The organism is Streptomyces sp. NPDC002884, from assembly GCF_040295245.1.
GTDB lineage: Bacteria > Actinomycetota > Actinomycetes > Streptomycetales > Streptomycetaceae > Streptomyces.
In genome coordinates, this window is sequence record NZ_JBEOVB010000064.1 from 1 (window position 1) to 19,296 (window position 19,296).

17 protein-coding genes and 3 pseudogenes are annotated in these 19,296 nt (G+C 67.8%); 7 read left to right on the top strand and 13 right to left on the bottom strand.

The window, feature by feature from the left end:
* Positions 1–192, top strand: a pseudogene (locus ABT070_RS44660) (DUF4142 domain-containing protein); the annotation flags it as partial.
* Positions 193–660: 468 nt separating this feature from the next.
* Positions 661–2,013 (top strand): tetratricopeptide repeat protein, encoded by a 1,353-nt coding sequence (locus tag ABT070_RS44665; protein WP_351768935.1) that lies wholly within the window; start codon positions 661–663, stop codon positions 2,011–2,013.
* 390 nt (positions 2,014–2,403) lie between these two features.
* Here ABT070_RS44665 and ABT070_RS44670 read toward each other — a convergent pair whose 3' ends face one another.
* Together ABT070_RS44670 and ABT070_RS44675 are read right to left on the bottom strand one after the other, a co-directional pair.
* Positions 2,404–2,739 carry a hypothetical protein gene (locus ABT070_RS44670; RefSeq protein WP_351768937.1) on the bottom strand — a complete coding sequence of 112 codons (336 nt, stop codon included), beginning with the start codon at positions 2,737–2,739 and terminating at the stop codon, positions 2,404–2,406.
* A 64-nt stretch (positions 2,740–2,803) separates the two neighbouring features.
* On the bottom strand, positions 2,804–3,907 hold the full coding sequence (locus ABT070_RS44675; RefSeq protein WP_351768939.1) for a hypothetical protein: 1,104 nt from the start codon (positions 3,905–3,907) through the stop codon (positions 2,804–2,806).
* 379 nt (positions 3,908–4,286) lie between these two features.
* Here ABT070_RS44675 and ABT070_RS44680 point away from each other — a divergent pair, with 379 nt between their 5' ends.
* On the top strand, positions 4,287–4,562 hold the full coding sequence (locus ABT070_RS44680) for a hypothetical protein (RefSeq protein ID WP_351768941.1): 276 nt from the start codon (positions 4,287–4,289) through the stop codon (positions 4,560–4,562).
* 127 nt (positions 4,563–4,689) lie between these two features.
* On the opposite strand, the gene ABT070_RS44685 is transcribed toward ABT070_RS44680, so the two are convergent.
* Both ABT070_RS44685 and ABT070_RS44690 read right to left on the bottom strand, forming a co-directional pair.
* Positions 4,690–5,388, bottom strand: a complete 699-nt coding sequence (locus tag ABT070_RS44685) for a hypothetical protein (RefSeq protein ID WP_351768943.1) — start codon at positions 5,386–5,388, stop codon at positions 4,690–4,692.
* 12 nt (positions 5,389–5,400) lie between these two features.
* Positions 5,401–6,099 (bottom strand): sigma factor-like helix-turn-helix DNA-binding protein, encoded by a 699-nt coding sequence (locus ABT070_RS44690; protein WP_351768945.1) that lies wholly within the window; start codon positions 6,097–6,099, stop codon positions 5,401–5,403.
* Between the two features lie 681 nt (positions 6,100–6,780).
* On the opposite strand from ABT070_RS44690, the gene ABT070_RS44695 reads away from it, so the two are divergent.
* Positions 6,781–7,044, top strand: a complete 264-nt coding sequence (locus ABT070_RS44695; protein WP_351768947.1) for a hypothetical protein — start codon at positions 6,781–6,783, stop codon at positions 7,042–7,044.
* Positions 7,045–7,218: 174 nt separating this feature from the next.
* Positions 7,219–7,998, top strand: a complete 780-nt coding sequence (locus ABT070_RS44700; RefSeq protein WP_351768949.1) for a hypothetical protein — start codon at positions 7,219–7,221, stop codon at positions 7,996–7,998.
* Between the two features lie 1,288 nt (positions 7,999–9,286).
* Here the strand turns inward: ABT070_RS44700 and ABT070_RS44705 are convergent.
* From ABT070_RS44705 to ABT070_RS44720, 4 genes are all read right to left on the bottom strand, one after another.
* Positions 9,287–10,012 carry an alpha/beta fold hydrolase gene (locus ABT070_RS44705; protein ID WP_351768951.1) on the bottom strand — a complete coding sequence of 242 codons (726 nt, stop codon included), beginning with the start codon at positions 10,010–10,012 and terminating at the stop codon, positions 9,287–9,289.
* A 30-nt stretch (positions 10,013–10,042) separates the two neighbouring features.
* The gene (locus ABT070_RS44710) at positions 10,043–11,014 is read right to left on the bottom strand and encodes an alpha/beta hydrolase (protein ID WP_351768953.1); all 972 of its coding nucleotides are present in this window, start codon (positions 11,012–11,014) and stop codon (positions 10,043–10,045) included.
* A 63-nt stretch (positions 11,015–11,077) separates the two neighbouring features.
* Positions 11,078–12,073: a helix-turn-helix domain-containing protein gene (locus ABT070_RS44715; RefSeq protein ID WP_351768955.1), complete on the bottom strand. Its 996-nt coding sequence runs from the start codon at positions 12,071–12,073 to the stop codon at positions 11,078–11,080.
* Positions 11,977–12,777, bottom strand: a complete 801-nt coding sequence (locus ABT070_RS44720; RefSeq protein WP_351768957.1) for an ATP-binding protein — start codon at positions 12,775–12,777, stop codon at positions 11,977–11,979. The genes ABT070_RS44715 and ABT070_RS44720 overlap by 97 nt, the downstream gene beginning before the upstream one ends.
* Before the next feature lie 216 nt (positions 12,778–12,993).
* On the opposite strand from ABT070_RS44720, the gene ABT070_RS44725 reads away from it, so the two are divergent.
* Positions 12,994–13,482 (top strand): YbaK/EbsC family protein, encoded by a 489-nt coding sequence (locus tag ABT070_RS44725; RefSeq protein WP_351768959.1) that lies wholly within the window; start codon positions 12,994–12,996, stop codon positions 13,480–13,482.
* A 732-nt stretch (positions 13,483–14,214) separates the two neighbouring features.
* Here the strand turns inward: ABT070_RS44725 and ABT070_RS44730 are convergent.
* The 5 genes and pseudogenes from ABT070_RS44730 to ABT070_RS44750 all read right to left on the bottom strand — a co-directional run bounded on the left by ABT070_RS44730 (position 14,215) and on the right by ABT070_RS44750 (position 18,810).
* Positions 14,215–14,607 carry an SsgA family sporulation/cell division regulator gene (locus ABT070_RS44730; protein WP_351768961.1) on the bottom strand — a complete coding sequence of 131 codons (393 nt, stop codon included), beginning with the start codon at positions 14,605–14,607 and terminating at the stop codon, positions 14,215–14,217.
* Between the two features lie 79 nt (positions 14,608–14,686).
* Positions 14,687–15,058, bottom strand: a complete 372-nt coding sequence (locus ABT070_RS44735; protein ID WP_351768965.1) for a helix-turn-helix transcriptional regulator — start codon at positions 15,056–15,058, stop codon at positions 14,687–14,689.
* An 11-nt stretch (positions 15,059–15,069) separates the two neighbouring features.
* Entirely contained in the window at positions 15,070–15,255 is a 186-nt protein-coding gene (locus tag ABT070_RS44740; protein WP_351768967.1) for a hypothetical protein, read from the bottom strand.
* 109 nt (positions 15,256–15,364) lie between these two features.
* Positions 15,365–15,898 (bottom strand): annotated as a pseudogene (locus tag ABT070_RS44745) (AraC-like ligand-binding domain-containing protein); the annotation flags it as partial.
* A 5-nt stretch (positions 15,899–15,903) separates the two neighbouring features.
* Complete coding sequence (locus ABT070_RS44750) at positions 15,904–18,810, bottom strand: helix-turn-helix transcriptional regulator (RefSeq protein WP_351768963.1); 2,907 nt, start codon at positions 18,808–18,810, stop codon at positions 15,904–15,906.
* A gap of 337 nt (positions 18,811–19,147) precedes the next feature.
* Here ABT070_RS44750 and ABT070_RS44755 point away from each other — a divergent pair.
* Positions 19,148–19,296: pseudogene (locus tag ABT070_RS44755) on the top strand (DnaB-like helicase C-terminal domain-containing protein); the annotation flags it as partial.

Here is a 19,296-nt window from a genome sequence, read left to right on the forward strand (position 1 = left end):
ACCGGTCTGGTCGACTTCGACACCACGCTGTTCACCCAGACCACCCCGCCGAAGCTGCCCAAGTCGGACATGACCCCGCCGGTCCCGCCGGCCGGCCAGCCGCTGGTCGTCCTTCCCCCGCCGGCGAACGCCACGTCCACCCCGGTGGACCTGGGCCCGGCCATGAACGGCCCGGCCGCAGGCGGCGGATAGATCTGCAAATGACGCACCTATTCCCCCTGTGGAGAGGTCCCGTCCAGGCGACGCTGGCCGGACCGCTCCACTCCAGGGCGAGGACTGGCAGACCGAACGCGGAAGCCACCAGGGGGATCCTCCACCAGGTCGGGTGGTCAGCTCGGTGCTGAGGCGCGGTGTTCTGCGTCGTCATGAGAGTCGCTTCATCAGCGCCGGACCATGCGAGCATCGGGGCGCGTACTCAAACCGACACGCGTCCGTCTGAGTAGGTAGCCATGTCGAGGCCCGGAGAACGTGAGGGATGAACAGCAGGCAGTTACGGAAGATGTCAGTGCCCAGGTCGCAGCCTCGACCGATGCAGTCTTCCCTGCCCCCGACAGGGAGACTGGCCCGGCCGAGTCGGGCAGCAGAGGTGCCGGTCGGACGTGGACCGGTGGGACGCGGTGGTACCGGCGGAGAGGGTGTCGGAGGTGAGCGCTATGGTGCGTGGCCGTGGACGCTACTGATCTTGAATACCGGGTCCGGACGCGGTCCGGGTGCATCCCGCCGGAGCTGGTCTCGCGGCTGCTCGACCGCGGCCACGTCGACGTGGTGGAGCTGCACGCCGGAAGCGGGCAGTGGTTCTGCGCGCTGGCGTGGGCGCGGTTGCTGGGTGAGCAGGGCCGGCAGGCCGACGCGTTGGACGTGCTCGCCCCGTACCTGGCGACCGGCTGGTGGACGGCTGTCGCAGCCGCGGCCGAGCTGCTGGAGTGCTGGGGCCGCATCGACGAGGCGATCGAGATCACCCGTGTCCGGATGGAGGCCGGACACCCGATGGCGCTGGAGTTTTACACGCGCCTGCTCGCGCGGCACGGCCGCGCCGAGGAAGCGTTCACCCTGCTGCGCCCACACATCGGCGAACTGCCCCTCGGCACCTTGGTCGACGTCGCGGGCGCCGCCGGCCGCGACGAGGAAGCCGCCGCGCTGGTCGCCGCCCGGACCGAACACCGGTGTACCGACTTCCCGTGGTGCTGCAACGGCCTCGATCGCGACACGGCAATCGGGTACCTCGCCGTGATCCGCGAGCGCCAGGGCCGCACCGACGAGGCAATCGCCCTGCTGCGCACCAGCAGCACCAGCCTGCTCAACAACCATGAGCAGATGGCCGCAGTCCTGGCACGGCACGGCCGACTCGACGAGCTTCGGGCAATGGCGGCAACTGACGACTCAGGGCGCGCAGTACAGCACCTCGCGCGGTTGCTGGAGGAGGCCGGCAACGTGGAAGGGGCGATCGCGGCATACCGGCAGGCCGGCACAGCGGTGGCCGGCACCTCCCATTCGGCTTTCGAGCTCGCGCAGCTTCTGGCCCGGCACGGCCGGGGAAGCGAAGCGATCGACGTGATGCGGGCCCAGGCAGACATCCACAACGGGGACGACTGGATCCTCCATACGCTGGCCGAGCTGTCTTTCGAACACGGCCGCCCGGAGGAAGGCCTGGCACACCTCGACGCCCTCGCCGCCGCCCGCGGGGGCGAGGAGGATTGGGACCTGTACTGGATACGGCTGCCGCTGATCGCCGCCCGCGACGGCGTCGACGAAGCCGTCGCACAGGCCCGCTCCCACCCCGAGGGCGCCACCCGGTACGCGGCGCCGCACATCGCCGAGCTCCTCGCCGGCGCCGGACGTACCGAGGAAGCCGTCGCCGTCCTCGCTCAGCACTCCTCCTCGAACCGCCATGACCTGGCCGGCTACCTCATCGACCTCAGTCGCGTCGAGGACGCCTTGGCCATCCTCCTGCAGCCTGCCCCGAGCCCGCCCAAGCGGCCGGGCGGCCCCTGGCACGACGAGCCCCCGTTCTGAGACCCAGCCCGCTGCCCGAGTTGCCCTGCGGCGCCGTTTCGCACCCGGTGCGGCTCCCATCCGGCCTGAGCGGGGTGTCTTCAGCGACCAGCTCAGCCAGGACTTCGCGCTGCCCATCCTCCGTTTGACCGGGGCGCTGACAGCCCTACCCGGCACCACGGCGGCGGAGCGGGGGATCGGGTCCGGTCGGCCTTCTTGGCCGCCTCGCGCAGGACGTCGATGCGGCCGGCGCGCTTCTTGCGCCCTGGCTTCCGACAGGGCCTGAGCCCCTCGAGTAGGGGCGGGGGCGAGCTGCGGTAGGGGCCCGGCGGTGCGGGACAACAGAAGTGCTCCGGCCTTCAGGCCGGAGCACGGGAGAGGTGCTGGCACCAGGCGTGTGCCAGCACGGGATCAGGCTGCCTGGTGGCTGCTGTCGTTGTGTGTGCAGTGGTGCTGTTGGGCGGTGGTCTTCTGCCAGGTGCGGCTGAGGGTGATGACGGCGTCGTAGCCGACGGTGAGGGTGGTGAGGGCGAGGGCCATGAGGCTGTCGCTGTGGTGCAGGGTGTGGGTGAAGTGCAGGGTGGCGGTGGTGGCGATGGCGGGCAGGGCGAGGCTGCCGGCGGGGCGGCGGATGGTTTTTGCGCTGTGGTACCAGGTGGTCCACATGTCTTTGGGCGGGATGATGCTGAAGCGCCATCCGCTGGTGGGGGCCGGTTCGTCGGTGACGAGGCTGAGGTGGTCGGTCACTGCACTGTCCTTGGGGAGGCGGGCGGTTTCACCGGGTGGTCCAGGCATGGCGGCGGTGTGTTGGTCAGCTGTCTTCGTCGTCGAGTTCGTCGAAGTCGAAGCCGAAGAGGTCGTCCTCGTAGGTGGTGTCGAAGGGTGCGTCGAGGGGGTGGGTCTGGGCGGCCAGGTGCCGTTCGCGGGCGAGGACGCGGGTGGCGCGCTTGATGGCCCACATGTCGCGGGCGATGACGTGTTCGTCGCCGAAGGGGATCTCGCCGGTGAGGGCTTTGTAGAGGTGGCGGCTTGCGTCCCAGGGCTTCTCGATGAGCTTGCCGCTGTCGACGCGGACGGCCATGCCGTGGCCGACGGCGACGGGGAAGATCGCGGAGTTGAGGACGTGCTCGGTGAAGTGGACGGCGACGGGGACGGCTCCGCCGAGGACGGCCTGGGCGATGGCGGAGCTGGTGTCGCGGGGGAAGATCGGTTCTTCGTAGTGCTTGCGCAGGCCGGGCGCGAGGTGTTCCAGCGCGCGGGGCAGGACGATGTAGTTGGGGTCGGGGTCGGCGACCAGGGGTTCGCCGGTCATCGCCTGCCAGCCGTCGGTGAGTGTCAGGCGCCAGGAGCCGGAGCAGTCCGAGAGCAGGGCGGTTCCGGCGGTGACCACGGCGGCGTAGAGCGGCCGGCCGGGAATGAACGTGATGATCGACAGGGATGTGGCGCTGGTGTCGTTGGTGGAGAGCCAGCGGCGCAGGCATCCGCTGTCGGAGACGGAGACGACGGGCTGGTCCTGGGCGACGCAGGCGCGGAAGGCCGAAGTGCGCTCGTCCAGGCAGCCGTTGGCACCGAGCACGGTCACCGGCTTGCCGGAGAAGTTGGACGCCTCGTGCAGGTTCTTCTCGACGGCTTCGGTGAGGCGGTGCCGTGCCTGGACGGCTTTGTCGTCCCAGTACTCGGCCTGGCGGGGGATGCCCGAGGGCGGCCGGCTTCGGTCGGGCTGCCACAGGGCGCGCAGGTCGAGGACCTTGTCGAGTTTCTCGGTCTCCGGGAGCTCTTGGGTGAGGTCCTGTCCCCAGGTGCTTTCGCGTCCCAGGGCATCGAGTTCGTTGAGCGCGGCGTGCGCGGCGCGGGCGGTTATGCCGTCGGCGCTGTAGGGGGCCAGCTGTCCGTCTCCGTCAAAGGGGAAGTACAAGCGAACTCCTTGTCCGGGGTACGCACGCATGTTGTAGCGGGACGTACTCGTTTGATCTCACTGTGTAGCGCACACTACTTGATGTAGTCCTGTAGTCCACAAGGAGCATCCCACTTGCGACTACATCAACGAATCGACATCGATGAAGTGGCTGTAGTGGCATGAGCCACACCCACGCTTTCACTAACGGTTAATCAGAACCTTTGTACGTAGCGAAAATGTGACCCACAGTACATCGCGTAGTTCTGTAGTGCCTTAATGTGTGAGGCGTTGTCAGCAAGGGCGCTACGGCCGACACGCCGTCCGCGCCCGTGAACCGGGAACGGCATGCCCTGTCCCTGACACGAGCAGGGCATGCGGCCCGATGAAGGGAAGGCACATGCCCAGGCAGACCGAGAAGCCCGAGGAGAAGGAGCAGCAGGTTGTGGTGTCCGTCCGCTTCCCCCGCCAGCTCCTGGACCGGATTCATGCCATCGCAGCCGTGGAGTCCAGCACCGCCAACGCCGTCATCAGGGCAGGGATGGACGCCTGGGTGCGTGACCGGGTGGCCAGCGCCGATTTCCGTGCGGCGAGCGAGGCCTACATCGCTTCGGCCCAGCAACATGTGGCGACAGCGCTACAGGATCACTCCCTGCGCGGACCCAGCCAGCCATAGACGTCACCACCACTGGATCTTGCAGGCGATGTGCGCACTTCATGCTCCGTAACTGATCCATGTACCGGTCTCTCTCGAGCCGAGGTCCCCTGGGGACCTCGGCTTCGCTGATCCCCACCCCGGGCCGTCATGCAGGCGCCAGGTCGCACCAGTGCATGGCGAGATCGGCGGTGGGCTGCGGCACGGGCCCCAGTCCGGTGTCCGCCGGCTCCAGCCGGCCCATGGCATCCCTCACCGCCTCCTCAGGCACCGCCCGCCCGGGCGGCAGGACGTAACAGACGGCCGTGCCCAGCAGCGGGTCCGCATCCACCCGTTCCGCACGGTGTTCGACCGGCATGTATCCGTCCCAGCCCAGGTCGTGGAGATCTCCTATCTGACAGGCCCAGTGCCTGGCGTCCCGCAGCTCACCGCGGCTGAGATGCAGCAGATACAGGCACAGCGCGCCGGTGACGCTGCCCGCCCCGGCCGCGTACTCCCACCAGAACTGAGCACCGCTTTCCGGCTCGGCGACATACAGCAGGCAGGCGAAGGCCAGTGCGCCGTCAGGCTCGCGGCAGTTGTCGAAGGCTGTGACGCGGTCGGCGGCCCCGGGGGCGCGGATGACGGCGCGGGAGAGCATGCCCAGGTCGCACGTCGCCCGCTCATGCCGGACCGCCGGCCTGGCGGACGACGATGCTGTGTCTTCCAGGGCGCGCACCCAGCGCAGCTCGTTGACTCCCCGGGCGACCGCTTCCCGGGCAGCCTCCAGATCCGCGCGCGTGTACGCGCCCTGGAAGACGCGGGCGCGGCTGAGGATGTCGTTGATGGTGCGCGGGGTGCGAGGCACGGTGGTCTCCTTCTAGTCGTCGGGGTCGATCTCGAAACGGCAGCCCATGGCGGCCGCCAGGCGTACCTTGGCGGTGCGGCGGGTCGAGCGGACCGTCGCCCGACTGACGCCCATGATCAAAGCCGTGTCCTTGGTGTCGAAGCCCAGCACGGCATGCAGGACCAGGACATCGAAGTGACGCTCACTGAGCCGTGACATGTGCTCCCACACCTCCAGCCCGTCCTCGAGCTCGGCGGCCGGCTGTCCGTAGGCTTCGCGGAAGCTTTCGCGGAACGAGGCCAGGAACGGGGCTGAGGCCGTCTGTATGGCGCGGGCGAAGGCCAGCGTCTCCCGCGCTGCCGGCGTTCGGCCCTGCTCTGCCAGCTCCGCGGCCACCCGGCCCTTCAGCAGCGACCAGGCATAGTGGCCGGGATTGGGGGCCACGTGGCACCAGTCCATAGCGAGGTAGACGAACGTCATGTCGACCAGGTAGCGGCTGACGACCTCGTTGCCGAGATGGATGACTGTGTACTCGTAGTAGGCCCGGTCGTAGCGTTCATGGAAGATCCAGAACTGCGGCGGCATGGAAGCGATGAGATCGGCTACTGCCTGCTCGGCTTCGTCCTCGCCCCGCCCTCCGGTCTCGAACGCGGTGAACGGGGGGTTGCGGTGCACCAGGGTGTCTAAGCGCCCGTCGGGCGCGGACGGCCGTGCCACGGCGTTGGGGGCCATCGCAGAGCTGCCTACGTCGTAGTTCACAGAGCTGGTGGTCCTTCCTCCTTCTGCAGCGGCGCTGTTGACCACGTCTGCCCCCCGTCCAGCATGGGCCTGCGCCTGAGCGTGATTGCTCTGGGGAACAGATAAGCGGACCGGACCACCCGATCGTGCAGCCCACTAGCCACCTGTTTTCAAGGACCCTCAACCGGCGGCGCCCGGCGCACTCTTCAGCAGATTTGCAGCGGTGTAACGCCAGGGTTCGCCACCCCCTGCTTGGATTCGCCACCCCCGCACAAGCTGGCGATCCGTCAGTTCCTGAAGGTTTCAATGAAAATTTGCGGAAAGGTGCAATTTCGCATGCAGTTGCAAGAGGTGACACAGATCACTCAAATTGCGGTGTGCGCCGTGTCATCGCACCTCTACTACCTGCACAAAAAACAGCGGCGAGCCGCCTTGACCCGTGAGGGATCCGCGCGCAGTGCACCCCGCTCCATCGGTCCAAGGCGTCGACGTGTGCCGGTAGTGACGGCCGTCACCGGAACGAGTGCCGCCACGACGTTCGGCCCGAGCGCGGACATCTCCCCGGCGAAAGTGCACCCCGGGCCGCGTCAACAGCGACGACATGGACCGCTCTTTGCGATGATCTCCAGTCCGATGGCCGTCACGATGATGCGGCCGTCGCGAAGACTCACGGACGTGGCCGACCCGAACCCCCCTGATCACGCCTCCGAGGACGCCCCCAACGGGGCAGACCGGGCAACCACCGGAACCAGCCGCGTCCGGTTCCCGCTCACGCTGTGGGTGCTCGCCCCGCTCACGACATGGCAGGCACGGCACCTGGCCGCCGACTTCGGCGAGGGGATGGACGCGGGCATGGCGTGGAAGCTGGCCCGCCTGCGCCGGCACCCCGACGAGCTCGGATACGCCATGCACCTGAAGGATGAGGAGCTCCCTGGCTGAGCACCGCGCCTGAACCAGCGCCCCCGGCAGCCGTCGTCACAGCACGCCGCGTCAGGTGAGCGCAGGCACCAAATCTCCAGACCGGCGTCGGCATTCAAGACAGCGCGGTCACACCCCGGAAGGGTTCCAACTCCCCTTCGCCCAGCCCGTCGGCATTGTGGCAGTGTGTTCGTCATGTCGAGTCCCGTGCCGCCATGGATGGTCAGCCGCCTGCGCCAACACCCCGGCAACGCCGAGTCCCCGTTTATGCAGCAGGTACAGGAAGCCGTGCGCAGCCTCGGCAGGCTGGACGAGGTCCGCAGGCAGGCGCTGCTCAGCCTGCAGATCGAGCGCAGCCAGATTTGGGGTCCTGCTCTGTCTCAGCTGATGCGTGAGACCGAAGCCGCGCAGGAGGCGCGCCGCAGTCTTCTGGCTGAAGCTGTCGAGCAGTGGACTCCGCGTATCCGCGAGGCGGCACTGGCCTCGGGGCAGTTCTCTGCGCTGTCCACGGGTGCGCTCGCGCGGGTGGCGACGCAGATGCAGACTTCCGGAATCGGCCATCTGCTCGATGACTCCGTGGCGGAGCGGGAGCTATCGCAGGTGCAGCGGTCTGCGGCGGTGGCCGTGGTGGAGGAGGCTTACTCGGCGGCCGGCACGGTGCCGGAGGAAGACACCCCGGAAGAGATGGTCGCGGAGTTCGCAGAGCAAGCCCAGGAGTTCGCCCGTGTCAGCCCTGGTTCTCTGTCGCCGGCCGTACAGAAACAGCTGTTCATGTACTTCTGCGGTCTGCTGGTGCTGTTTGCGATGATGCAGGCATCGTTCACGTCGGACACGGCGGACGCAGTGATGGGAAAGGCGATCGAGTACTCCACGGTCGCGGTCCTGGTGATGGCCGCAGCGGGTAAGGGATGGGACCGCTGCCGTGGCCCGGCCGACAGCGCGGGCCAGGGTGACGGTGGTGACAGCGAAGGCTAACCGGGCTCTGTACGGGGCCTGCTGTGGCATTCCGCAACACCCGCGACGAGTACCGCCAGCAGACGGCAACAACCGTCGTGCTTCACTCAGGGGATTCCTCCAGGTCGTCTGGTGTCCTTGGTGACAGCGCTTCGGCGCAGCTGTGGTCGGGGCTTCACTCGGCGAGTGAGCGCGACGCTTGGCGAGCTGAGCGTTCAGTTTTCAGCCATTTCCCATCAGCCATGCGAGGTGCTCGCCGAAGCCTTCCTGGTCAGCGACCCGGGGACTGCGATGAGTTCCAGCAGAGCGCATGCCTGATCGGCCGACCTCGCGTCCTCGTCCTGGGCCCGTTCGTTGTCGCGGTCAGACTGGGCCTCGAGGAGCGTTCTCAGGGTCGGGTGATGGTCGAGGGCAAGCAGGGCTTGGACGTGACGGTGTTGCAAGCACCCCGTTCCGCTTCCATGGCGGCCCCGACCGCTGACGTCGAGTGCATCGGTCAGGAGGTCAACGTCGATTCGGATGTCCCAGAAGCCTTCGGGCGCCCGGTATTCTTTCTCCCCCGGGCTCGGTTTCTGCGGACAGGTCGACGCTGGTGACCTCGGAAAACGGGTCCGCGTCATTCTCCTGCCGGAGCGCGTTGAGCATCATCACCGCGCACTAGCCGAAATATTCGGCCCAGCGGTCGTTCGGAAGGCCGTTGTCTGACTGCATGCGCACATCATCCTCCGAACGCGGAAACGAGGACGGTTTGACCCAACAGCGCACCAGTACAGCCGGATCGGACGGACCCGACACGAGCGGTGCCGCACACACTTTGGCGCCAGCGTCCAGGGCGGCGCACAGCCGCAGTACCGGAGGGCTCACGCAAGCCCCGTGCCCACTCCGTGGGACGTTCTCACGATGACCCCTACGAGTTGGCACCGGTCGTCGGCCAGCAAGGAGGGAGTGGACCTCGCGGGTCCCGGCGCTAGACCCCCAGCCGTACTGGCCGACTGCTGAGGCGCTTGACGCGCCAACTGAAGACCCGACCGCATGCGCATCGGTTCGTGGCCGCACCTCTTGGTGCCGCCAGGGAAGCCGCCGGCGGCCTGGAACTCGCCTACTTCAGCCGCGCCTCTGGCGGGCTCGTGGAACCGTTGCCAGCCCCGCCCTCAGCGAACCCAAACTGGAATTGTTACTCTCCGTATAGGCACGAGGTTCAGCAGCGGCTGATCGCTCCTGAGATCTCCTCGACGGGGCCTGCCCCAAGCCGCTGCCGACCGGTATGGGGAGACCGGACGGCAGCAGCGGGAGTGCGGGACAGCTGTGGTCAGTGGGCCGTGGCGCGGGCGGCTTCGCGGATCAGCTCGGCGACCTTCTTGGGGTGGGCGAGCATGACGAGGTGCGAGGAGTGGACCTCGACGGTGGTCATCCCGGCGCGCTGGTAGCCGAAGCGTTCCACGTCCGGGTTGATGGTGTGGTCCGCCGAGGCGACCAGGCCCCAGGAGGGCTTGGTCTTCCACGCCGCCGCCGGGGCCGCGTCAGCGAACGCCTGAGCTGCCAGCGGGCGCTGGGACACGGCCAGGATCTCGGCCAGGTCCTGCTCGACATCGGCGGCGAAGATCGCGGGGAACTTCGCGACGTCCACCGTCACATCGGTGCCGCTCTCGGTGGAGCCTTCGATCGGGAAGGGCGTGTAGACCAGGGCCGAGCCCAGATCCGAGTCGGGGAAGCGGCCTTGGAGCTCGCCCAGGCTCTCGCCCTGCTCCAGGGCGTAGCCGGCCAGGTAGACCAGGGCCTGCACGTTGTCCTCGATGCCGGCGACGGTGATCACTGCGCCGCCGTAGGAATGGCCGACCAGGACCACGGGGCCCGGGATCTGGCGGACGACCGAGGCGATGTAGGCGGCGTCGCCGATCAGGCTGCGGTTTGGCACGGCCGGGGCCACCACGCTGAAACCGTCGGCCAGCAGCTCCGGGATGACCCGGGCGAAGCTGGAGGCGTCGGCGAACGCGCCGTGGACCAGGACGATGGTGGGAGCGATTGACTGGGTCATGAGGACTTTCCTTGGTACTGGGGCGGCAGGTCAGGCCGGGTGCAGGGCGGTGCGGAGGGTGGCAGTGGCCAGGGTGATGGCCAGTTGGGCGCCATGGGTGGGGCGCAGGGCGTTGAGCATCACGAAGTCGTGGATGACGCCTTGGACACGGACCGCGCTCACGGCGACGCCGGCGGTGCGGAGCTTGTTGGCGTACGCCTCGCCCTCGTCGCGCAGCACGTCTGCCTCGCCGGTGATGACGAGGGCCGGGGGCAGGCCGGTGAGCTGCTCGGTGGTGGCGCGCAGCGGGGAGGCGGTGATCTCTGCGCGCTCGGCCTCGCTGGTGGTGTACTGGTCCCAGAACCAGAACATGCCGTCGCGGCGCAGGAAGTAGCCTTCCGCGAACTGGTGGTAGGAGTCGGTGTCGAAGCTCGCGTCGGTGACCGGGTAGAAGAGCACCTGCTGGAGCAGCGGGACGTCACCGCGTTCCTTGGCCATCAGGGTCAGTGCGGCGCTCATGTTGCCGCCGACCGAGTCGCCGACCACGGCCAGCCGGGTGCCGTCCAGGTCCTTGGTGGCCCCCTGGGTGACGATCCACTGGGCGACGGCGTAGTTCTGCTCGATCGCGACGGGGTAGCGGACCTCGGGCGAGAGGTCGTACTCGGGGAAGACCACGGCCGCGTTCGCGCCGACGGCGAGTTCGCGCACGAGGCGGTCGTGGGTGTGAGCGTTGCCGAAGACCCAGCCGGCACCGTGGATGTAGAGGATCACCGGCAGGGTGCCGGTGGCGCCGGCTGGCCGCACGATCCGCGCCTGGACACTGCCGGTGGGGCCGCCCGTGACGGTGATCCACTCCTCGTCGACCGTGGGCATGTCGACCGCGCCGGACTGGACCTCGTCGACGGCCTTGCGGCCCTCGGCCGGGGTCAGGTCGAACAGGTACGGCGGATCCGCGGTCGCCTCGGCGAAGGCGAGGGCTTCGGGTTCGAGGACGGGGGGTACCGGAGTCGTCGTGTCAGACATCTGCAGTTCCTTGCGTGGTGCGAATGCTTTCCTGCTCGCCACGCTATGGGCCGCTGCTGCCGGTCACTTGTCCGTCAGTGCACCGCAAGTGTTCCCGTAGTGTGCTCCGGATCGGCCGTGGAGCTGCCATTCGCGGGGCGTCGTACCGTAAGCCATGCGAAAGGCCCGGCTGAAGTGACTGGGATTCACAAAACCCCAGCGTTGGGCGATCGCCGCCACCCCCAGCTCTCTGGCCATGGGTCGTAGGAGATCCCGGCGGCACCGCTCCAGTCGCTGCGTCCGGATCCAGCCGCTCACGGTTGTGCCTTCGAGCTGGAACAGCTTGTGCAGATAGCGGACTGACATGAAGTGCGCTTCGGCGATCCTGGACGGTGACAGATCGGGATCGTCGAGGTTGCGCAGGACATGCTCCTTGACCCGGTCGAGGTAGGCCGCGGCCACCTGCGGGCCCTCGGCGGCAAGGCGACCGCGTCGTTCGTCGATGAGCAGCACCATCAGATCGAGCGCGGTGGAGGCCGCCCGGCGGCCGACGCCGTCGTCGAAGCCCTCGGCTTCGCGGGCCATACGCGCGAGATAGGTCGCCACGAGTGCGGAGCTGCCCTCCTCGCCGGTGAAGGTGGTGGCGGTCAGTGCCCGCAGATCCTCGTCCCGCACGTGCAGATCTTCGCGAGGGAAGTGAAAGGAGGTGAAAACGAATTCCCCTTCGAGTTTTATCCTGAAGAGGCGGGACGAGTCGATGATGGAGAATTCGCCCGGTTTTATCACGGATTCCCGTCCGTCCTGCTCCTTTATCGCGGTGCCTCGCTGCTGAAGGCTGACGGTAAGTGAGTTCCGGTCCTCGCGGGAGATGTTGCGCTTGTTGCGCGTCACTACTTGCGGTCCGGCCTGCACATGAGAGATCTGCAGGGCGCCGAGCCGACTGCTGACGATCTTTCCGGGTGACGGCTCCTTCTCGAGCAGGTTCACGTCCATCGGCATGAAGGTGCCGGAAACCGCTTGATGCCACCGCTCCGCCCGGTCGGCAGCGGACAGCGGTGCTGTGGAGAGGACAGTGGACACAGGTTTCCTCCGTGGACGTCGCGGGCGCTCGGACACGATCCGTACACGAATCCCCTGTCTGCCCTGTTGGAGTGGATCCCGCTGCCCGAGCGGCAACACCGCGAGATCTGCGGGGATGTCCAGCGGGGGACCTCACCGCGGGCTGCGAGCAGTACCGTGACGGATTCGTCGGCCAGGCGTCGGGCCGCGAGGAGCAGGACGCCCAAGGAATCACGATCGCAGGCCTGGATGTCGTCGACGGCCAGCAGCAGGGGGCTCACCCGAGCGACGCGCCTGAGCAGCATCAGGAAGGCGACGCGGAACACCATGGGCTCGGTCGGCCCGGTGGTCGGTGCGAGCCCGAAGGCCGCGCGGAGCGCGTCGCGCTGGCGCTCCGGCAGGAACGCGAGATCACCCAGTACCGGGAGCAGCACCTGGTGCGGAGCTGCGAACGACTGCTGCATCTCCGTCTCGCAGCCCTGGGCAGCCAACACGTGCGTGCTCGTCCGCTCCATCGCGATGCGGAGCAGTTCGGTCTTGCCGGTACCGGCTTCGCCCAGCACCAGAAGGGACTGGGGCTGGGCGCGACCGCGCTCGGCGCACTCCAGGATCCGGCCGAGTTCCGCCTCTTGACCGATCGGGGACGCGGCACGCGGCCCGGAACCACCCGAGTCGAAGCCGCTGGACCTGTCAGCGGATACGGCGACAGTGGCTCTGTCCGTCACCGGGCTCCCCAACCTGTCTCGGTCGAAAAGCCGACGGGCGTGCGACCGGCCAGTCCCCACAGGGGACCGGCGGCCAGAGCGGAGATCGCCGTCACAACTCGCCTCGCAGTTCATTTTGATGAACGATTAAGTACAGTATAGAGTAGTCTATTAAATTGTACTCAAGTGTTACTGCACTGAACTATCTAGCCACGCAAGACTCACACAGAGGCGTAAATGATCACTCGCAGCGACATCACCTGTGCGCTCACCGCGGCGGGCATCGACTTTCGGCTCCTTGAACACGCGGAGGCACGTACGACCCACGAGGCCGACGCGTTCATCGAGGGGCACGAAGGCGTGCGGACCAAGAGTCTCTTCCTGGTGAACCGCAGGCGCACGGTCCGGTATCTGCTGATCATGGATGACCGGAAGGACCTCGATGTGAGCAGGCTGGCCATGACGCTCGGTGAGAACCGGCTGTCGTTCGGGTCGGCGCAGCGACTCACGGACGCCCTCGGGCTGGAACAGGGGGTCGTCTCGCCGTTCGGTCTCATCGACCCCGACCATCGCGAGGTGTCCTTGCTGTTCGATGCCGAGATGTTGGAGGAGGAGATCCTCACCTTCCACCCGGGCGACAGCAGGGCCACCATTTTCATCGGCACGAAGGACCTGCTCACGTTTCTTGCCGGACTCGGCGTGGAGTACCGGACGGTCGAAGCCTGAACCGAGTCGTAGAACCGGGCGACGAGTCGTTCGCCTACACGTCATGATCCCGGTTCTGCCATGACGGTGGCCGAGTCAGCGTCCGTGTCCGACGGCGCCGGAGCCAGCCATTCCTTGGGTGACATGCCGTAGGCGTCCGGAACGCCTTGCTGAAGTGGGACGGGCTGGTGCCCCCCAGCGATGTGCGACGGCGGCGACGGTGAGCCTGCGATGCCGGGGCCCGGTCCAGCTTGCGTCGGCAGGCGTCACGCCGGGCCGCTGTCGTATTAGTCGGCTCACTGTCGTCCCCTCGTGCTGGACGAGCTTGTGCAGGTAGCGGACGGAGATGTTGTGGGCGAACGCGATCGATTCCGGCGACAAGTCCGGATCGGCCAGGTGTAGTTCGACGTATGCCCGGACACGGGAGAGCGTCTGTGTGCGTCCGTCCGTCGGGTCAGTGGTTGCCTCCCCGGGGAGCTCCGTCCGGGGTCCAGGGAGACCATGTCGCGGTCAAGGAGGACGGCGATTGAGCCGCGAACATGCAGGGCGACGTGCAGGAATTCGCGATGGCTCGGATTCGACCGCCAGGGAGGGAGATGGAGAATTCCGCCATCGGATCGCAGGGCGGTGATCCCCAGACATCCAAGGAAATTCGTGCCGTCTCTCGATATCGGCTCATCCATATTGGATCCTCTGCTCGGTCTCCGGTTGTCGGGGCGGGTCAGTATCGGCGCGACGGCGGCCGAATTCATTTCAGTCCCTGCTGCCGGTGAGCTCGGTGAGAGCGCGGTCCATGTCGATGTGGCGGCTCTCTGTTCCCGGTGACACCAGAGAGACGGTCTTCCGGAGGAATGCGGCGACCGGGCGGGTCGCGATCTCGATCAACGCAGCCCCGGCGTTGGACCTCAGGACGATGCGCACGGTGCGCAGACCGCCGCCGTGCCGCGGTATCACCATTACGTCTCCGATGCCGGACGGTGTGCGAAGGCCCTCCGTGAGCAGTGCGCGGGAGAACACCCAGTCGACGGGCCTGGCGACGGGTGCGCCGAGGGAAAGACACACGGCGTAGGGGTCGGACGTGTCGTAGCGCAATTCGGCGGGCAGCGGTACCGGCAATTCGTCCGGGATGCTGACGTGGACCGTCACCGTGCATATGACCGAGGAGAGAGGTTTTCTCATTGCGTCCCCCAATAAGGATGCAGGAGTTGTTCTTCTGTCGCTGATCCTAGAATTCGACGACGCGTGTGACTTGTCGGAGAACGCACGGAACATGGCACGGGGAGGAATCGGGGTCGGCTTTTCCCGGAGAAGAGGGCCAGGCGGCGACCAAGGAGCCCTGTGCGGACTTCTGCGCTCCGCGCCATCCGCTGGGAGCCATGCCGTAGGCGGCCCGGAACGCCCGGCTGAAATGGGCGGCACTGGTGAATCCCCACCTGTGGGCCACCGCGGTGACGGAGCGGGCTGCCGCATCGCATCGTGCCAGCTCCCGCCTGCACCCTTCCAGCCGGCGCCGCTGGATCCACCGCCTCACGGTGACGTCTTCACTCTCGAACAGCTTGTGCAGGTGACGCGGTGAGGTGTGGTGAACGCGGGCCATGACCTGCGGGCTCAGATCGGGTCCGCGAGGTGCTGGTCGATGAACGCATGGATCCGCAGCAGCAGTGCCCGGTCCCCACGCCGTGTGTCGGCAGTCGTCCGGCCGAGCTGTTCGTCGACCAGCACACTGAGCAGGTCCACGACATTGCTGGCCGTCAGCTCGCCGATACGTGGAGGGCAGGTCGCGGCGGTGTCCACGAGCCCAGTCAGGAAAGGCGACAGAAGACTCCCCAGCGGCGAGCCGGGACGGATCGGGGACGCCGTGAGGCGTGCCAGGTCGGACTCGCTCAAACCCAGGGACGTCCCGTGGCAGTACGACGGACTTGGTCCGGAAGGACCGGGGGAGATCCAGCCGAACGGAGTGTGCCATGTCGTACACGAAGATGTCACCTGGCAGAATGTCTGCCTTGCGGCCGTCCTGCGTGAGCCTGGCGGTGCCTCGGTCCAGCAGCTTGACGACCACGCACTCCTCCTCGCCGCCCTGCGCCACGAGACCGCGCGTGCGCAGGGCGTAGAGGCAGTCGCCGTCCACGGTGATCGTCTGGAGCCGGCCGAGCGACGAGGCGCGGATCGTGCCGGAGTACACCTCGTCGGGGACGTTCATGTTGACGGCGCCGAACGTCCGGGACAGGGCTTCGCACCAGGATGCGCGTCTGTGGTGGACCGGCAGCGTGTCGGTCGTGTAGACGCTTCCGGAGGCGCTTTCTTCATCGTGCACCGATGCGTCAGGCGGCATGGTCTTCTCCCTTCGTCGGGCAAGACCGATCCTGGCAGCGGGGACCGGGCGAGGCATCGCACGTTTTCGTCCGGTTCCGGGAGCACGTGTGGGATGCCAAGCCATCACACTCAGTGTTCGCGCGTCCTCACCAGCCGAGTCAGTTCGACGCGGGAGGTGATGTCGAGTTTGGTGAAGGCGTGCCGCAGGTGCGAGCTCACGGTGTGCGGCGAGATCTCAAGGCGCTGCGCGGTCTGCCGGTTCGTCATCCCCTGCGCCACGAGCCGGATCACCGCGACCTCGGAGACAGTCAGCACCGGCCACCCCTTCACGAACCCCGTGGATGTCGCACGACGCCGTGGTGATCCCGCCGCTCGCAGCCGTCGGCGGACCCGTGCCGCCTCCCGCTCGGCGCCCGCCTCGGTGTACAGGCCGAGCGCCTGGTCGAGGTACGGCACGGCATCTACGGTGCGGGTCGCGGCCAGCTTGCGTCCGGCGTCCTCCAACGCCGAGGCCCGAGGAAGGAGGCGGGCGATGCCGTGGTACAGCTCGACGGCGCGCAGCAGGGGCGCCAGGTCGTTGTCGAGCAGTCCCCGGGCGTGTGCGGCGGCTGCCGCCAGGATCGGGAACTGCGAGTTGAGGGCGGCCCGGCGCTCCGCGACGGCGACGGCGGCCACGGCACGCTCAGGTGCGCCGGCCCGTAGCGCCATGCGGACGAAGACGGGGGCGTCGGCCGGATCATCCGGGCTGGCGAGGGAGGGGCCTTCCAGACCGAAGGTGCCGAACGCTTCGTCGAGAAGTTCCATGGCCTGATGGGGACGGTCTTCGGCGTCGGCGACCAATGCTGTCAGCCAGGAGCCGACGTTGCGTACGAGGATCGCCGGGTCGTTGAGCATCCGCTTGCCCTCGGCCGCGTATGCCCTGGCCGCTTCCCGGTCATTGGTGTACACAGCGACGCGCCCCAGCGTGTACAGGAGGGTGGCGTCGGCGAAGTTGCCCATGCCCAGTTCCTCCATCAGCGCGGACGCGGCCTCCGCCTCGGCCCGCGCGTCCTCCAGCTGGCCCGCGTCCAGCAGCACCCGGGACCGGTTCATCAACCACAGACCGGTGGCTGCGGCCTGGCCTTGTCGCTGGGTGACGCAGACTCCGGCTTCGGACTCGGCGAGAGCCTCGGTCGAGCAGCCTGCCGCGTTCAGCAGGAACGCCTTCCACAGGGCCTCCGGTACCCACAGGGAATGCTCGATCCCGACCTCGGCCGCCAGGGCTGCGGCCCGGTCGGCCTGCTCGAACGCGGCACTCCAGTCCATCCGGTAGAACCGCACGACCGAGTCGACGGCGATCGCGGTGGCTTGTGCGGTCTTGTTCTGTGCCTCCTCCGCACAGTGAAGCGCGTCGGCCACGGCCAGGGCGGTCGCCTCGAAATCTCCCACCATGGCCAGGTTCAGACACCGCAGCGCCAGCAGTTCGGCCCGCAGCGATGCATTGATGCCGGGAAGAGAGGCTCCGGTACGAGCCTGGTAGACGGCCTCCGTGAAGTCGAACTGGCTGGACACGCGTGCCAGTCCGAGCCGTACACGTGCCTCGGTGTCCGGATCCAGACTGCCGGGCAGCGCCGAGGCGGCAAGCGCCCGGGCCTGCGCGGCCTGGCCCGTCTGCCACAGGAGGAGCATCGTTTCCGCGACGATCGCCGGTGCTTCGGTGCCCTGCCCGGCGGTGAGCGCCAGGGCCCGGGCGCTGAGTTCCACTGCCGACGCCGGCGCGGTCGCCGAGAGTTCTGCGGCGGCCGCCCGCAGCAACCGCACAGCCGCGTGGTCGCCGGGGTCCGCGCTGTCCACGAGCAGGGCGGCCGCTTCCGTCGCCGGCGCACCGCGCGCCAGCAGGACATCGGCGGCATGGCGCCGCAGCGCCCTGCGTACGGACACTGGCAGGCTCGCTTCGACAGCCTCGCGGATCAGGTCGTGGCGGAACAGCAGACGACCGTCCCGCTCTACGAACAGATCGGAGCTGAGGGCTTCCTGCACCGGCGCGATCAGCGCGGCGGCCTGCCTGCCGAGCAGTTCGGCCAGCAGGCCGACGGTGACGCTCCGCCCCACGGCGGACGCGGTCTGCACCACCTCGCGGGTTGGCTCGGCAAGCCGGCCGAGACGCTGCCGTACGGAGGCCTGGAAACTGGCGGGAAGACGGCCGGCCGCCAGCCGGGCCACGGCGTTCGCGACGACCACTCCGTGTTCGTCGCGCATGCCGTGGAGTAGTTCCACCAGGAGCAGAGGCACACCCTCCGCGCGGCGGGCGACACTCAGCGTCCCGGGATCGGGAACCGCCCCCAGCACGTCCTCGGTGATCCGGGCGACCGCGGCATCGGTCAGGGGCGCGAGCTGGAGCCGATGGGCACCGGCCCGTTCCATCGCGTCCAGCGTCGCGCGCACGCCCGGCGCCTCGGTCCCGCTGCGGACGGCCACCAGCCACAGGATCGCGTGGGCCGTCAGCTGGGCCGAAAGCGTGCGCAGAGCCAGAAGCGTCACGTCGTCCAGCCACTGGACGTCATCGAGAGTAATGACCAGAGGGGTCTCCAGTGCCGCCTGCTCCAGCCGGTCCTGCAACTCCTGCAGCAACCAGAACCGCTGCTCAGGTGCCGCCGCGAGATCACGCAGCCTGTCCACGTCGAACAACGACCCCGAGCCCGTCAGCAAACCCTCCAGCAGGGGACCCAGCGGGACGAACTGGCCATCGGGATCCGCGCCTCCGCGAAACAGCCGGAGCCCACGGCGCACCGCGGTGGCCTGTGCCTCCGCCAGGAACCGGGTCTTGCCGCTGCCCGAAGGGCCTTCCACGCACACGACGCCGCCATGGCCGTGGAGCAGCGCATCGAACCGTGCGCCGACGAACGCCTGCTCCTTTTCCCGCCCCCGCAACGGGGACTGTAGGACGCCGGCTCCGCCAGGCAGGAACGGTTGCTGAAAACGGTCCAAGCGGGGTCCTTGCGAGATCAAGCGCCGGAAGGCGAAGACGCCAGCACATGAGGAGGGCCCACGTGTCACATCAGCATGACACGCCTCTCACCACCACAAACAGCATCGCCACCTGACAAAACCGCGACTTTACCCCGCCTGTCCGGTCGGCCCCGAACCTGACCGGACAGCGGGCGGGAGATGGGGAATCCGCTTCGGGCGAATTCGAGGCGCACTCCCGAGCTGGGGCGATCGTCTCGGAAGCTGGTTGGACTTGTCCTTCCAGGACGTGCTCTGGACGCAGGTTGGACACAAGGATCGGAAAAGACTGATAAGGGTTGAAAAGGGGTGAGGCGCCAAACCCCTACTGAACTGGGATAACGGCCAAGATTGGCATTGATCGACAAGGGTCGCCAAGAGCCTCAAAGGACTCCACCCCGGCCAGCTGATCGTCATTGCCGCCCGCCCTGCCATGGGAAAGTCCACCCTCGCCCTGGACTTCGTACGCTCAGCCAGCATCAAGCACGCCCTGCCCAGCGCCGTCTTCACCCTCGAGGCCGACCGCAAAGAGGTCGG